Origin of the sequence: Roseovarius sp. MMSF_3350 (assembly GCF_030733425.1) — a bacterium.
In the GTDB taxonomy this organism is placed as follows: domain Bacteria; phylum Pseudomonadota; class Alphaproteobacteria; order Rhodobacterales; family Rhodobacteraceae; genus Roseovarius.
Window position 1 is genome coordinate 151,912 of the sequence record NZ_JASHIZ010000007.1, and the last position, 14,120, is coordinate 166,031.

A 14,120-nucleotide genomic window follows, 5' to 3' on the forward strand; every position below is an offset into this window, starting at 1 on the left:
CATGGCTCTTACCGGAAACTGGTCCTATCCCACGAACATGCGCTTTGGCGCAGGACGTATTGCCGAGATCGGCGAGGCCTGCCGCGCCGCGGGCATCGCGAAACCGCTTCTGGTCACCGACCGGGGGCTGAAATCCATGCATATCACGGCCAAGACGCTCGACCTGATGGAAGCCGCCGGGCTGGGCCGCGCGATCTTTGCCGAGGTCGATCCCAACCCCTCGGACGCCAATGTCGAGGAAGGCCTGAAATTCTACCGCGACGGCGGCTTCGACGGCGTCATCGCGTTCGGCGGCGGCTCTGGGCTTGATCTGGCCAAGACGCTGGCCTTCATGGCCGGACAAACGCGCCCGGTCTGGGATTTCGAGGATATCGGCGACTGGTGGACACGCGCCGACCCCGATGGCATTCACCCCATCGTCGCCGTGCCCACCACCGCCGGCACCGGCTCGGAAGTGGGCCGCGCGTCGGTCATCACCAATTCGGCCACCCACGAGAAAAAGATCATCTTCCACCCCAAGATGCTGCCCGCAATCGTCATCTGCGACCCCGAACTGACGGTGGGCATGCCCAAGCACATCACGGCGGGCACGGGCCTCGACGCCTTCGCTCATTGCGTCGAGGCCTATTCCAGCCCGCAGTACCACCCCATGAGCCAGGGCATCGCGCTGGAGGGGATGCGGCTGGTCAAGGACTACCTGCCGCGCGCCTATGCCGACGGCACCGATATCGAGGCACGCGCCAACATGATGAGCGCCGCCGCCATGGGCGCCACGGCCTTTCAGAAGGGACTGGGGGCGATTCACGCGCTCAGCCATCCCATCGGCGCGCATCACCACACTCACCACGGCACCACCAACGCGGTCTGCATGCCCGCCGTCCTGCAATTCAACGCCCCCGCCATCCGCGACCGTTTCGGCCCGGCGGCGGCCTATCTGGGCATCGAGGGCGGTTTCGACGGGTTCTGTGCCTTCGTGGATCAGCTGAACGACAGCCTCGGCATCCCCAGGACGCTGACCGACCTGGGCGTGATCGACCCCGACCTCGACACGCTTGTGGATGCGGCGCTGCGGGATCCGTCGACCGGGGGCAACCCGATCGAGATGACGCCCGAGAATACGCGTAAACTTTTCGAGGCTTGTCTTTGACGCAAAAGAAGAAAGCGACCGGGCAGGGGGCCTGACAAGAAACTGTCAAGAAACTCGGGCAAAAGGCAACGACTCGTCAAAGAGTTTGACCAAATGGTCAATGCTGACCATCCTGCACGCAAACAATCATCCACCAGAGGGGGACACCCATGAAAAAGACTTTGCTCACCACAACCTGCCTGGCCGTTTTCGGCCTGTCGCAGGCCGCCACTGCCGACACGCTGCGCCTGCTGACCTGGGGCGGCTACGCCCCTGACGAGGTCGTCGAGATGTTCGAGGAACAGACCGGCCACACCGTCGAGGTGACGAAATCCAACAACGAGGAAATGATCGCCAAGCTGCGCGCCACGGGCGGCGGCGGCTTCGACCTTGCCCAGCCCTCGCAAGACCGCATCATGGGCCCGCAGATGGAATTCGGCATCTACAAGCCCATGGATATGTCGAAAATCGACGAGTCGCTCTTCATCCCCTCGATGCTGGAAGCCACCAAGGGCAACACCACCGTCAACGGCGAGGTCTACGGCGTGCCGCATGTCTGGGGCACCTCCGGCCTGGTGCTGAACACCGCCGAGGCGGGCGACGTGGTCAAGGACTACACCGACCTCTGCGACCCGGCGCTGGAAGGCAAGGTGTCCTATCGCCTGAAGCGCCCGACCCTGATCGGCTTTGCCTTCGCCATGGGCGAAGACCCGTTCGCCGCCTATGACGACGAGGCCAAGTACAAAGAGATCATGGAAAAGGTCGAAGCCAAGCTGACCGAGTGCAAATCCAACGTCAAAGCCTACTGGAGCGGCGGCGACGAGCTGATGAACCTCCTGCGCTCGGGCGAGGTCACCGCGTCGATGGCGTGGGACACCGGCGGCTGGAAGCTGAACGAGGACAATTCCGACATCACCTTCGTCGCCCCGGCCTCTGGCGCTTTGGGCTGGATCGACACGTTCGTTCTGCCCGCCAAGGGCCAGGCCGACGACGTGGCCTACGAGTGGATCAACTTCGTGATGCAGCCCGAGGTATCGGCCAAGATCACCGCGGCGGCGGGCAACTTCACCGCCTCTGCCGGTGCGGACGAGTATGCCGAGGATGCGCTCAAGGCCAAGTACCAGGACAGCTTCCCGCCTGAAGCGGTCGACAATATCAAGTGGTACCCGCCGGTTCCCGCCGGCCTGGAGGCCATCGAAGGCGAGGTTCTGGACCGCGTCCAGGCCGCCAACTGATCGCCCATGAAAACGCGGCACCCTCACACCGGGGGTGCCGCCCTGTGAACGGCCCCCTGCATGACCCCTGATCTTGAATGCGTCGACCTGGTAAAGCGTTTCGGCGACACGACCGCCGTTAACGACGTCTCGTTCTCCGTACCGCCGGGCAGTTTCTTTTCAATTCTCGGACCCTCGGGCTGTGGCAAGACCACGATCATGCGGATGATCGCGGGGTTTCTGGAACCGACCTCGGGCGACATCCGCATCAAGGGCGGCACGGTTCTGGACACGCCCCCCAACAAGCGCCCGGTGAACATGGTGTTCCAGCACCTCGCGCTCTTTCCGATGATGACCATCGCCGACAATATCGGCTACGGGCTGCGGCGGCAGTGCATGGCCAAGGCCCAGATCGCCCGCAAGGTGGACGAGGCGCTGGACCGGATCGGCCTGCCCGGCATCGGCGCGCGCAAGGTGGACGAACTGTCTGGCGGGCAAAAGCAACGCGTGGCCATCGCCCGCTGCATGGTGTTGGAACCCGATGTGCTGCTCTTGGATGAACCCCTGGGCGCGCTCGACCTCAAGCTGCGCGAGCACATGAAGATCGAATTGAAGGCGCTTCAGGCTGCGTTCGACACCACCTTCGTCTACATCACCCACGACCAGTCCGAGGCGTTGGTCATGTCCGACCAGATCGCCGTCATGAATGCCGGACGGTTCGAGCAGGTCGGCACCGGCCAGGACCTCTATTACAGGCCCGACACACCCTTCGTTGCCGGCTTCATCGGCGAGGCGAACCGCTGGACGGGGCGCATCGACCGCGTCGAAGGCGCGACGCTGGAAATGCGCACCGACACGGGCCTCGCCATGCGCGCCACCGCCGCCCAACCGCTGTCCAAGGGCGACGCCGCGGAGATTTTTGTGCGGCCGGAGGCCGTCCACCTCGCCGCCAATGCCGAGGCGCTGGCGCAGTTCGAGAACCGGATGCGGGGCAGGGTGACCAGCCTCCTGTTCAACGGCGCCGCCTCGCGCGTTCTGGTGCAGGACGACGCCGGCGAAACGCTCGAAGTCACGCTGCCCCAGACCGGTGAATTCGCCAGCCTGAAACGCGGTGACAGAGTGCATATCGGCTGGGGCGCGGCACAGGCGATGTGCTTTGCCGGGGCCGCCTGATGCGCGCCGAGGCCCGGATCGGGTTCATCCTGCTGCTGACGCCGCTGGTGCTGTGGCTGGGGCTGCTGATCGTCATCCCGCATATCGACATGTTGATGATCTCGCTGCGCGAACGCATCAGTTTCGGCGTCTACGAGCCCAGCCTGATGCAATACGACAAGGCCCTGACCGAGCCACTCTACCTGCGCACCTTCTGGCGCACGGCGGTGATGTCGGTGCTGGCCACCGCCATCACACTGCTGATCGCCTTTCCAGTTTCCTATTACATCGCCAAGATGGCACGCGGCCGGTTGCAACAGGTGCTGTTCATGCTCTGCCTGATCCCGTTCTACGTCTCGGAACTGGTGCGCACCTTCGGCTGGATGATCCTCTTGCGCGAAACCGGCCTCATCTCCAACCTGCTGCAATGGGCGGGGCTGGCCGATCAACCGGTCGAGATGCTTTACAACGATGCGGCCATGATGGTGGGGCTGGTCTATACCTCGATGCTCTTCATGGTGGTCCCGCTGGTCACGACGCTGGAAAGCCTCGACGATAGCGTGGTTGAGGCGGGCTACGACCTTGGCGGCAACGGCCTGTCGGTCCTGCGCGAGATCATCATCCCGCACGCCATGCCAGGGATCGTCTCGGGCTGCATCGTGGTCTTCATGCTGTCCCTGGGCAATTACCTGACGCCGACCATGCTCGGCGGCAAGGACAGCCTGTGGTTCACCGAGATGATCTACAACCAGTTCATCGTCCGCTCCAACTGGGAACTGGGCGCGGCCTTCGGCTTCATGCTGCTGGTGCTGTCCTCGGTGATCGTCTGGGGGATGCTGCGCCTGACGGGCCGCACCCTGCAGGAAACAATGGGGTAGGCCATGATCCCGACCATCCCCCGCTCCCGCAGCTTTCGCGTCCTCTACGGCGGCTATGTCCTGCTGTTTTTCCTCTACCTCGCGCTTCCCCTCACGGTCGTCGCGGTCTTTGCCTTCAACGACAGCCAGTTTCCGTCGCTGCCGTGGGAAGGCTTCACCTGGAATTGGTTCTTCGGAGAGGACCGCCCCCAGATCGGCGTCTTCCACGAACGCGGCATCCTGCGCGCGGTGGGCACCTCGGCCTTTGTGGCGGTCTGCGTCGCATTCCTGTCGGTGAGCGTCGGGACCACGAACGCCTTCCTGTTCAACCGCTACGAATTCCGCGGCAAGGGCGCGCTTTATGTGCTGATGCTGCTACCGCTGGTCATTCCCGGGATCGTGCTGGGTATCTCGATCCTGGTTTTCTCCTCGACGCTGGCGAACGGGATCTGGAACGCGGCGGAGGTGGATATTCAGGCCCTGCGCCCCGGCTTGCTGCTGGTGATCCTCGGGCAGTTCTCCTTTATCACCACCATCGCGACGCTGGTCATCACCGCCCGCCTGCAAAAGTTTGACCGCACACTGGAAGAGGCCGCGCTGAACCTCGGGGCCACGCGCCTGACGGCCGTGCGCACGATCACCATTCCGTTCCTGATGCCCGCCATGGTCGGCGCGCTGGTCGTGGCCTTCCTGATGAGCTTCGAGAACTTCAACACGACGCTCATGCTGGTCGGCTCCGACGCGCCTCTGACCATCGCCATGTTCGACCGGCTGAAAGAAGGCTCGACGCCTCTTCTCAACGCGGTTTCCCTGTTGTTGATGCTGGGCTCATCGCTGCTGGCGCTTATCGTGATCCTGTTCCAGCGACGGTAGTGGTATCGATCGCAAGGACGCGGCGCATCAGTGGGCGCTGAACGTCCGAAGGGTCTTGCGGGTTTCTGCCGATGTTTCCATTCGCTTATACCACCACGCGCGACCAGTCGCCGTAGGTGTGGCGGACCGGCCCGCGTGGCAGGCTGGCGACAATGAGCGCGACACCCGCCGCGATATCGGCCCCGCTTTGCAGCCAGCTCGCCTCCATCACCAGCGCGCAGATGACCAGCGCCGCGCCGAGGCAGACGTTGAGCAGGCGCACGGCGCGGATGCTCTCGGCCGTGGCGCTGACGGCGATGGTGACGGCCAGCGCGCCGATCAGGTGGTCGGTGTTGGCCAGCGTGCCGTCTGTCCCCAGCGTCAGCCGGGTGAACATCAGCCAGGTGCCGATCGCCACGCTTGCGGTCAGCCCCCAGGTCACGCTCACACCGCCGCCCAGCATGTCGCGCACGATTGCACCCGTGGGCCGCTCGAAGCTCTCGTCGCGTCGTTCGTCCGGGCCATCATCGGTGTCGCCGGTCAGGAACACCCGCAGGATCGGTGCGCCGGCCTTTTGGCGACGGCGCAGGAACTGACAGGTCGCGATCAGCTCGTCCACCGCATAGGGGATCTGAAGCAGCATGGCCGCAGCGGTAATCAGGCAAAGCGTGCACCACGTGCCCAGCAACAGAGGCTGGATGATGATGAAGGTGATCGAGACCACGCCTAGCGGCACGATCATGATGCCGAAGATCAGCACCAGCCAGGGCATCGTCCTCCATCGCCGCGCCGAGCCGATGAAGCCGATAAGTATTTCCAGAAGGTAGGTCAGCGCGCCAAGGCCCGCATCCGGCACCGGCCAGGCCTCGGAGATATCGGAGGTGATGATCTCCTCGGTGCCGTTCTGCGGATTGTCGGGGCTGCCCGCGAAGAACGGCTCCCATACTGCGTCGACATGGCCCAATTGGTAAGCGGCGAGATAGCGCGAGACGAAAAGCCCGATGAACGCCAGCCCGATGACGGGCAGCCGCTGGGTCCAATCGGAAGGAGAGTAATCCCAGCCGGGCGGCACGGTCGGGCCCGTGGTGGCGGCCATTGTACCCACCCCCGGCGCGGGTCGGGTGCAAACCGCGAGGCCAAAGATCGCCGCACCGGCCAGCGTGCCGTTGAGGTAGGCCGCCGCGCTTTCGGTCCAGAACACCAGCGGCGCGGTCATGATCCAGGCGGCCACCGCCGCCACGCCCCAGCGCACCAGAGCAGCGCGCCAGGAGAGGGCGAGGAAACTGCCGATCATCACCAGAAAGCCGGCGGCGATGTCGCTCACCAGCATCCCGGTCAGGCCGGTGTAGCCCAGGATCACCGGCGCGGTGATCATCCACGCTCCCAGCCCGATATTGAGAAATTGCGCCCAGATATTGCGGGCATGCGCATTTCGGAATTCCTTCTCGCGCCGCTTTCGCAGCGCCTCGGGATTGTCGCGATCCCCGGCCGCCTGAAGCCAATGTGGTTTGGTCAGTCCGTTGGCGTCGTACCAGCCTGCCGGATCTTCCTTCAGCGCGGCGATCATCGCGGGCAGCTCCTCGCGGAGCGAATGTTTCGGCGTCCACCCCAGCAGGTCCTCGGCGCGGGTGATGTCCAGTTCGTAATGGTCGTCAGCCATGCGGATCATGAACGGCTTGATGAAGGGCTTCTCGCCCTGGTCGAAGTCATCCGGCACCACCGGCTCGGCCTTGACCTGCGCCCAGGCCCCCGCGGCGGCAATGGGCTTGGGGACCGAGAGCGTCTGCCAATTCTCGGTGCCGTGGATCAGCTGCGCGATCCGCCGTTGCAGCGCGTCATAGCCCATGGCCTCGCGCTCGCCGATCAGGATCGTCACCTCCTCTGGTAGGTCGCCGCGGCGGTCGACGGTGCGGGCAAAGGCTTCGAGCATGTCGTCCTTGTGCAGGAAAGCCTGCCCGGTGGAGAGGTCGCCGGAATAGGCGTGGGATTTCGGATCGCGCTCGTAAATACGGCGGATTTGCTCGGCCAGAGTCGGCACGGCCGTGTGCTCGTCATAGAGCCCGGCGAGGTGCAACAGAGCATACGGCATTCCGCCATGCGCATCGCGAATTACTTCCTCGGTGCGCGCCTTCGAGGCGGGATAGGCCCAGCCCGGCTCCACCGGGGTATCCTCGGTGATCGGGATGCCTGGCGAAGAGGGGCGGTGCAGCAGCATGGTGCCCGAGTAGACAAAGCGCTCGACGTGAAATTCCTGCAATGCGCGTAAGAGGTTGCGGGTGCCTTTTTCGTTGACCTGCTCGTAGAGCGGGCTGTCCTCGCCCGAGAAATCGAAATAGGCGGCGAGGTGGATGACCGCAGCAATCTGGTCGCCATGCTGCGTACGCACCTGTTCCATCGCGCCGTGAACCGAGTCGGCATCCGTGATATCGAAGGCGAAGATGTCCTCGCCGTCTTCGAGGTCCAGGCCGACCACCCGGTAATCGTCGGCCAGCCGCCGTGTCAAAGCGCCGCCGAGGTTGCCGGCCGCACCAGTGATCAGAACCAGCGGTTTTTCCGATGCGCGCTCTGTCCTTTCGCTCATTTCGTTCCTCTTGCTGCACCATACGGCAGAAACCTCGACTGCGCCGGATCAGGTGCGCCCACTGTGATCGGTTCCAGGAATCCAACGCGGGGCCGTCCGCCGCGTTCCGATCACGCGGCAATGACCGCGGCCGTCACAGCCGCAAGTGCAAGAATTGCCGTGACGATCAGCCAGGCGCGCGGTGGCGACCCGGCGCCCTGCAGGTCCGCTGGCCCGCGCTTGCGGTCGGCTTTCGCGGAGCGGCTCGCTTCCTGCTGCATGGCGGTGGAAACCTGCACCGCACTCGGCGGTGTTCCCGCCGCTTCATCATCGGTGCCCAGTGGCGCGGCGGCGGGGTCCTGGAAGGCGACCTTGTCGCCACTCGCGCCTCTGTCGATCCGATCGCGCAGTCGTGCCGCGCCTGCCGCGCCAGAGTGCTCCTCGGCCACGGCTTTCTCGCCGGGGTCTCGGTCTTTTTGATCACGTTCGGCGCTCATCAGAACCTCATTCAATCGCGCTAATGCGTTGATTCAGGAAACAGACCTATGCCGACAATGTTCCGATGCCCTGTCGCGCCACAGGCGCGGTTTTGCGCCGGGCCAGGAGCCGATCATCCCCATTCCGGCCTCGCTTTGGCCGCGGATCGTGGCGACTGAGCGGAAAGCTGCCGCCGCGCGTTCGCCTCGCACGCACCGCCGGGAACTGCCGGCATGACCGGCGGTTTTCCTTGCAGGAGGTCTCGGCCATGTCGCAGGAAATCACCCGTCGGTTGCGTACGCGATCCGGAGGCTGGATCGGGCCCCAGGAATTGCACGAGGTGCTCGCCGAAGAAGCATACTCCGGCGCCGACAGGGAGAGCTTCCTGAACTCCGTGCTGACCGAATTGGCGGCGGAAAGTGCGGGCCACGGCGCTCCCGGTGATAGCGGTGCGGCATTGCTGGCGGAAGTGCGCGCCATTCTCGAACAGGAGCAGGATAAACATGGGCGGCGACCGATTGCGGAGGACCTTCCGTGACCGGCGACGCCGTAAAGGTCGGCGCGGCAGAGCCGGCGGCCGAAAGCGGCAAGCTCAAACGTGCAATCGGCCCCGGTCTCCTGCTCCTGTTCATCGTGGGCGACGTGCTTGGCACCGGCATTTATGCCCTGACCGGAAAGGTCGCCGAAGAAGTTGGTGGCATTGTCTGGATGCCCTTCCTCGTGGCCTTCGTCGTGGCCACGTTGACGGCCTGCAGTTACCTGGAACTCGTCACGAAGTATCCCAAAGCCGCCGGGGCGGCGCTCTACACGGAAAAAGCCTTCGGTATCCATTTCGTCACCTTCCTCGTCGCCTTCGCCGTCATGTCCTCCGGTCTGACATCCTCCTCCACCGCCGCCCGTGCGTTTGCCGAGAATTTTTCGACCGGCTTCGGGCTGGAGCTGGGGGCCTTTGCCGTCACTTTGATTGGACTGGCCTTTGTCGGGGCGATTGCCCTGATCAACCTGCGCGGCGTCGGCGAAAGCGTGATGGTCAACGCGGTGTTCACGTGCATCGAACTCACGGGGCTGATTATCATCGTGGTGATCGGCATGATGGTCTTCGGCGCCGGGGAAGCCGATATCGGCAAGGCCTTCGAATTCGGCGAGAACGAGGACGGGGTCTTCTGGCCGGTGGTCGCGGGGACCACGCTGGCGTTCTTCGCCATGGTCGGTTTCGAGGATTCCGTGAACATGGCCGAGGAAACCAAGGATCCCAGCCGCATCTTTCCCAAGATACTTTTCTGCGGGCTGGCCATCGCGGCGCTTCTCTATCTGGTAGTGTCGATCGTGGCGATCTCGATCGTCCCGATCGAAGACCTGGCCGAGGGCGACACGCCGCTTCTGAAGGTCGTCGAGGCGGGCGCTCCGGGCTTCCCGCCGTGGGTCTTCGGCCTGATCACGATGATCGCAGTGGGGAATTCCGCGCTGATCAACCTGCTCATGGCCAGTCGCCTGGTCTACGGCATGAGCGAAGAGGGGGTTCTCCCTCCTGTCCTTGGAAAGGTGAACCGGGTGCGGCAGACGCCGGTGACGGCGATCATTTTCACGACACTCCTGGCGGCGGGGCTCATCACATTCGTCGGCGCAGTGCCGGAACTGGGCGGTACGACGGCGCTTCTGCTGCTCGGCGTCTTCACGGTCGTCAACATAGCGGTGCTGGTGCTGAAGCGCGACAAGGTCGAACATGACCATTTCCGTACCCCGGTCTGGGTGGCCGTAACCGGCGCCGCGACCTGCGCCTTTCTCGTCGGACCATGGACGGGCCGCGATCCGTCCCAATACCTGATCGCGGCCGTACTGATCGGGATCGGCGTGGTGCTGTGGGTCATAACGCGGCTGTGGATGCGCAAGTCTTAGCCCCTGCGCATTGACTCCGGTGCATCATGTCAGACGGTCTGGGTCTCCGTTGCGCCGCGCAAGGCGGCGACGTCCACAGTGCTACCTGGCGCGGACCCCGGCTGTCATGTCAGCCCTGCCAGGAGCCGATCAGGCGTGGCGGGCAGATCGCGGACCCTGACGCCACACGCGTGGTGGATGGCGTTCAGGATTGCAGAGCCCGAGCCGCAGATCCCCAGCTCGCCGATGCCCTTGGCCGCGAGCGGGCCGGCCCAGGGGTCGGCATCCTCCAGCAACTGCACGTCCAGGTGCGGCACATCCGCATGGACCGGCACGTGATATTCTGCCAGATCGCGGTTCACGATGTGGCCGTCGCGCCGGTCGTGCGTCATGTTTTCCGTGAGCGCCAGGCCCAGACCCCAGGCCATGCCGCCCTGTGCCTGCGACCGCGCCGTGCGCTGGTTCAGCACACGGCCCACCGCAAAGGTGCCATGCATCCGGCGCACCCGCACCTCGCCGGTAATGTCGTTGACGGCGACCTCCGAGAAGACTGCGCCCCAAGTGGCCTGGCGCACCTTTTCCAGCGCTTCACCGGGCTCGAGCTTGCCACGACCGCTTACGGCTTCGCCCGCAAGCAGCTCGACAAGTGATCGCCTGCTGTTGCCGCAGATCGCAAAACCATCGACCAGCGTCAGATCCGAAGCATCGCAACCCATGAGGCCGGCGATGTGCCGCCGGATTTCCTCGCACGCGAGCCAGACGGCGGTGCCTGTGGAGGCCGCACCGACAGAACCACCGGACCCCGAGCCGGGGGGCAGGTCGGTGTCGCCAAGCGTCACATCCACATCCTGCACGGCGAGCCCCAGCCCTTCGGCGGCGATCTGGCCCAGGATCGAGTAGGAGCCGGTGCCGATATCGGTCATGTCCGTCTCCACCACGGCGCGACCTTCCGGCGTAAGCCGCACTTGCGCCTCGGCGTCCATCACCATGTTGACCCGGACGGCCGCGGCCATGCCGGTGCCGATCCACCATTCGCCTTCGCGGTGCTGGCGCGGCTGGGTGGGGCGATCCTGCCAGCCAAAGCTGTCACGCCCCCGTGTCAGGCAGTCCGCAAGCCGGTGCGAGGAGAAAGGGGTGTCGCTAACGGGGTCCGTCTCGGGAAGGTTGCGCAGGCGAAGCTCGACCGGGTCGAGCCCGGTTTTCTGGGCAAGCTCGTCCATCGCAACCTCGAAGGCGGTCACCCCGACCGCCTCGCCCGGCGCACGGACCGAGCCGGCGGCAGGGCGGTTCAGGCGAACGAGTTCGGAACGCAGCAGCCGGTGAGGCGCCGCATAGGTGAAGTAGCTGCCTTGCAGCACCGGCTCGGCGAAGGCCTCTCCCGGCAGGTTGGAGAGCCGCGCCTCGTGACCGATGCCGGTCAGTTTTCCATCCTGGCCGGCAGCGAGGCGAATGCGCTGCCGGGTCTCGGTACGGCGGGTGTTGACCTCGAAGACCTGCCGACGATGCTGCACCACGCGCACCGGCTTGCCCAGTTCGCGCGCGGCGAGCGCTGCGGCGACGCATTCCGCCGAGATCCCCAGCTTGGAACCGAAGCCACCGCCGACGAAGGGCGCGCGCAGGCGGACCTTGTCGGATGCAATCCCAAGGCTGTCGGCCAGTTCGTCGCGATTGTAGCGCAGCATCTGTAGGGAAGCGTGAAGGGTGATGTGATCGCCATCCCATTCCGCGACGGCGGCGTGCGGCTCCATGGCGGCCGAAGTGAGGGCAGGGGTGGTGTAGGTTTCATCGACCAGCACCTCGGCCTCGGCAAAGGCGGCCTCGGGCTCGCCGGTGACGGACTCCTCCTGCATGTCGTCATCCGCCTCGCCATTCTCCGGCAGGACGGGCAGGCTCGCTCCGTTGCAGGAAACCTTGAGACGGTTGGCGGCGTGCCAGGCGGTCTCGAAACTTTCAGCGACGACAAGGGCGACCGGCTGCCCCACGTAGTCTGCCGTTTCAACACCTTGGACCGGCGCTTCGCCCGCGGTGCCCTGGGCGGCGTTGCGGATCATGCGCGCGTCCCGCAGGACCAGCTTGACGCCGGGCATCGCCCGAACCTCCTCCGCATTCTCGATCCGCACGGCACCGAGCCCGGGCGCGCGCTTCAGAAAGCCGTGCAACAGACCCTCCGGCAGATGCTCGGCGGCGTAGCGTGCGGCGCCAGTCACCTTGCTGCGCCCGTCGCGCCGCTCCATATCGGCGCCGATAACGCCGTCTTGCGACGGTTTCGCAAGGTCATCGTTCTCTGGGCCGTCTATCTGATAGTCGAGCGTCATCGTGTCACCTCCGTCAGCACCGCTTTCAGCACCCGCTGTGCCAGTGGCTTCTTGAATTCGAGCCCCTCGCGCAGCTCTGCGTTCCGCATCAGCACCTCACCTGCCTTGTCAAAGAGCGCGTTCGAAGGCCGCTCGTCCCTCAGCAGCGTGTCCACCTCGGCATCGCGCCACGGCTGCGTGCCGACGCCGCCAAAGGCAAGCGCGGCACTGGCGATCTTACCGTTCTCCATTCGCAGCACCGCCGCGGTGGAAACCAGGGCGAAGGCGTATGAGGCGCGTTCGCGTACCTTGCGGTAGGCCTGCCTATCACCCGGAGGCGCGGGTAGGCGGATGGCGGTGATAAGCTCGCCGGGCTCCAGGGTCGTCTCGATATGCGGGGTCTCTCCGGGAAGCCGGTAGAAGTCGGGCAGGCCTGTCGTACGCGTGCTGCCGCCCGAACCGCGGATGACCACCTCGGCGTCCAGCGCCCGCATGGCCACGGCCATGTCGCTGGGATGCAGCGCGATGCAATGTTCCGAGGTGCCGAGCACGGCGTGGTTACGCAATTCGCCCCCGACGGCCGCGCACCCAGAACCGGGGTCACGCTTGTTGCAGGCGGCGTCGATGTCCTGGAAATAGGGGCAGCGGGTGCGTTGCAACAGATTGCCGGCGGTGGTCGCCGTGTTGCGGAGCTGCGGCGAGGCACCGGCCAGAAGCGCGCGGGAGAGCACGGGCCAACGGCGACGGATGCGCGCATCGTCGGCAAGGTCGGAGTTGCGCACCGTGGCGCCGATCTCTATCCCGTCGTCGGTCTCCTCGATCCGGTTTAGGCCGAGATGATTGACGTCGACCAGCCTGTCGGGGGTCATGACCTCCAGCTTCATCAGGTCGAGCAGGTTGGTCCCGCCGCCGATGAAGGCAGTGCCGTCGCTGGCGTCGTTCAGGGCGGCCTCGGCGGTGTCCGGGCGGTGATAGTCAAACGGTCTCATTTCGTCGCGGCCTCCTCGATGGCAGCCACGATGCCCGAGTAGCACGCGCAGCGGCACAGGTTTCCGCTCATACGCTCGGTGATCTCCTCACGGGTCAGACGCATTTCGCCCTCCAACTCGCCGGTGACATGGCTGGCGCGCCCCGCGCGCACTTCCTCCAGCATGGCCGTGGCCGAGCACAACTGCCCGGGGGTGCAATAGCCGCATTGCATCCCGTCGTGGTCAAGGAAGGCCTGTTGCAGCGGCGAGAGGCTTTCACCATCCGCCAGCCCTTCCACGGTCACGAGTTCAGCACCATCGTGCATGACCGCGAGGGTGAGGCAGGCGTTGATCCGCCGGCCATCGGCAATGACGGTGCAGGCCCCGCACTGGCCATGGTCGCATCCCTTCTTCGAACCCGTCAGGCAAAGGTGATCGCGCAGGGCGTCGAGAAGTGTCACCCGTGGGTCCAGATCTAGCTGATGACGGGTGCCGTTTACGGTGAGGGTGGTTTGCATCCTGATGTCCTTGCTGTCGGGGCCGCCGGCGCGGGGCGCGGGGCAGGGATGGCGCGGAGCGCTGCCGCAGAGGCGGTCGGTCCCGCGCCGAGACGCAGGACATTGACGAAAGGGAAACAGGCGCGTGGGCGAATTGTTCCGCCGGGGCCGCAGACGGTCGGAATGGCGCAGTTCGGTGCCGCAGGTGAGCGATGAAATCGGCCGGCGCAATTCTGAGGTCTTTTATC

Annotated in this window: 12 protein-coding genes; 7 read left to right on the plus strand and 5 right to left on the minus strand. The window is 65.1% G+C overall.

What is annotated here, in order from left to right; all coding sequences use genetic code 11:
• The first annotated feature begins 1 nt into the window (after position 1).
• From RBB31_RS08955 to RBB31_RS08975, 5 genes are all read left to right on the plus strand, one after another.
• Positions 2-1,147 (plus strand): iron-containing alcohol dehydrogenase, encoded by a 1,146-nt coding sequence (locus RBB31_RS08955; protein WP_306128940.1) that lies wholly within the window; start codon positions 2-4, stop codon positions 1,145-1,147.
• 149 nt (positions 1,148-1,296) lie between these two features.
• Positions 1,297-2,361, plus strand: coding sequence for an extracellular solute-binding protein (locus RBB31_RS08960; RefSeq protein ID WP_306128941.1), 1,065 nt, complete (start codon positions 1,297-1,299; stop codon positions 2,359-2,361).
• A gap of 60 nt (positions 2,362-2,421) precedes the next feature.
• Positions 2,422-3,513 (plus strand): ABC transporter ATP-binding protein, encoded by a 1,092-nt coding sequence (locus RBB31_RS08965; protein WP_306128942.1) that lies wholly within the window; start codon positions 2,422-2,424, stop codon positions 3,511-3,513.
• Complete coding sequence (locus tag RBB31_RS08970) at positions 3,513-4,370, plus strand: ABC transporter permease (RefSeq protein ID WP_306128943.1); 858 nt, start codon at positions 3,513-3,515, stop codon at positions 4,368-4,370. Before RBB31_RS08965 ends, RBB31_RS08970 begins: the two co-directional genes overlap by 1 nt.
• Positions 4,371-4,373: 3 nt before the next feature.
• Positions 4,374-5,222, plus strand: coding sequence for an ABC transporter permease (locus RBB31_RS08975; protein ID WP_306128944.1), 849 nt, complete (start codon positions 4,374-4,376; stop codon positions 5,220-5,222).
• Positions 5,223-5,307: 85 nt separating this feature from the next.
• Here the strand turns inward: RBB31_RS08975 and RBB31_RS08980 are convergent, their stop codons facing one another.
• Both RBB31_RS08980 and RBB31_RS08985 read right to left on the minus strand, forming a co-directional pair.
• Positions 5,308-7,782 carry a vitamin K epoxide reductase family protein gene (locus tag RBB31_RS08980; protein WP_306128945.1) on the minus strand — a complete coding sequence of 825 codons (2,475 nt, stop codon included), beginning with the start codon at positions 7,780-7,782 and terminating at the stop codon, positions 5,308-5,310.
• A gap of 110 nt (positions 7,783-7,892) precedes the next feature.
• Positions 7,893-8,258: a hypothetical protein gene (locus tag RBB31_RS08985; RefSeq protein WP_306128946.1), complete on the minus strand. Its 366-nt coding sequence runs from the start codon at positions 8,256-8,258 to the stop codon at positions 7,893-7,895.
• 248 nt (positions 8,259-8,506) lie between these two features.
• Between RBB31_RS08985 and RBB31_RS08990 the strand changes: the two genes are divergently transcribed.
• Positions 8,507-8,776, plus strand: coding sequence for a hypothetical protein (locus RBB31_RS08990; RefSeq protein ID WP_306128947.1), 270 nt, complete (start codon positions 8,507-8,509; stop codon positions 8,774-8,776).
• Positions 8,773-10,134: an APC family permease gene (locus RBB31_RS08995; protein WP_306128948.1), complete on the plus strand. Its 1,362-nt coding sequence runs from the start codon at positions 8,773-8,775 to the stop codon at positions 10,132-10,134. The genes RBB31_RS08990 and RBB31_RS08995 overlap by 4 nt, the downstream gene beginning before the upstream one ends.
• A gap of 104 nt (positions 10,135-10,238) precedes the next feature.
• On the opposite strand, the gene RBB31_RS09000 is transcribed toward RBB31_RS08995, so the two are convergent.
• Genes RBB31_RS09000 through RBB31_RS09010 form a run of 3 tightly spaced genes read right to left on the minus strand, consistent with a single transcriptional unit; the run spans position 10,239 to position 13,893 of the window.
• Positions 10,239-12,428: a xanthine dehydrogenase family protein molybdopterin-binding subunit gene (locus tag RBB31_RS09000; protein WP_306128949.1), complete on the minus strand. Its 2,190-nt coding sequence runs from the start codon at positions 12,426-12,428 to the stop codon at positions 10,239-10,241.
• Positions 12,425-13,396, minus strand: coding sequence for a xanthine dehydrogenase family protein subunit M (locus tag RBB31_RS09005; RefSeq protein WP_306128950.1), 972 nt, complete (start codon positions 13,394-13,396; stop codon positions 12,425-12,427). Before RBB31_RS09005 ends, RBB31_RS09000 begins: the two co-directional genes overlap by 4 nt.
• On the minus strand, positions 13,393-13,893 hold the full coding sequence (locus RBB31_RS09010) for a 2Fe-2S iron-sulfur cluster-binding protein (protein WP_306128951.1): 501 nt from the start codon (positions 13,891-13,893) through the stop codon (positions 13,393-13,395). The genes RBB31_RS09005 and RBB31_RS09010 overlap by 4 nt, the downstream gene beginning before the upstream one ends.
• Positions 13,894-14,120: the final 227 nt, after the last annotated feature.

Excerpts from the sequence above, each read along its gene's own strand:
- RBB31_RS08955 (WP_306128940.1), top strand. The coding sequence starts at position 2 with ATGGCTCTTACCGGAAACTGGTCCTATCCCACGAACATGCGCTTTGGC.
- RBB31_RS08960 (WP_306128941.1), top strand. The coding sequence starts at position 1,297 with ATGAAAAAGACTTTGCTCACCACAACCTGCCTGGCCGTTTTCGGCCTG.
- RBB31_RS08965 (WP_306128942.1), top strand. The coding sequence starts at position 2,422 with ATGACCCCTGATCTTGAATGCGTCGACCTGGTAAAGCGTTTCGGCGAC.
- RBB31_RS08970 (WP_306128943.1), top strand. The coding sequence starts at position 3,513 with ATGCGCGCCGAGGCCCGGATCGGGTTCATCCTGCTGCTGACGCCGCTG.
- RBB31_RS08975 (WP_306128944.1), top strand. The coding sequence starts at position 4,374 with ATGATCCCGACCATCCCCCGCTCCCGCAGCTTTCGCGTCCTCTACGGC.
- RBB31_RS08980 (WP_306128945.1), bottom strand. The coding sequence starts at position 7,782 with ATGAGCGAAAGGACAGAGCGCGCATCGGAAAAACCGCTGGTTCTGATC.
- RBB31_RS08985 (WP_306128946.1), bottom strand. The coding sequence starts at position 8,258 with ATGAGCGCCGAACGTGATCAAAAAGACCGAGACCCCGGCGAGAAAGCC.
- RBB31_RS08990 (WP_306128947.1), top strand. The coding sequence starts at position 8,507 with ATGTCGCAGGAAATCACCCGTCGGTTGCGTACGCGATCCGGAGGCTGG.
- RBB31_RS09000 (WP_306128949.1), bottom strand. The coding sequence starts at position 12,428 with ATGACGCTCGACTATCAGATAGACGGCCCAGAGAACGATGACCTTGCG.
- RBB31_RS09005 (WP_306128950.1), bottom strand. The coding sequence starts at position 13,396 with ATGAGACCGTTTGACTATCACCGCCCGGACACCGCCGAGGCCGCCCTG.
- RBB31_RS09010 (WP_306128951.1), bottom strand. The coding sequence starts at position 13,893 with ATGCAAACCACCCTCACCGTAAACGGCACCCGTCATCAGCTAGATCTG.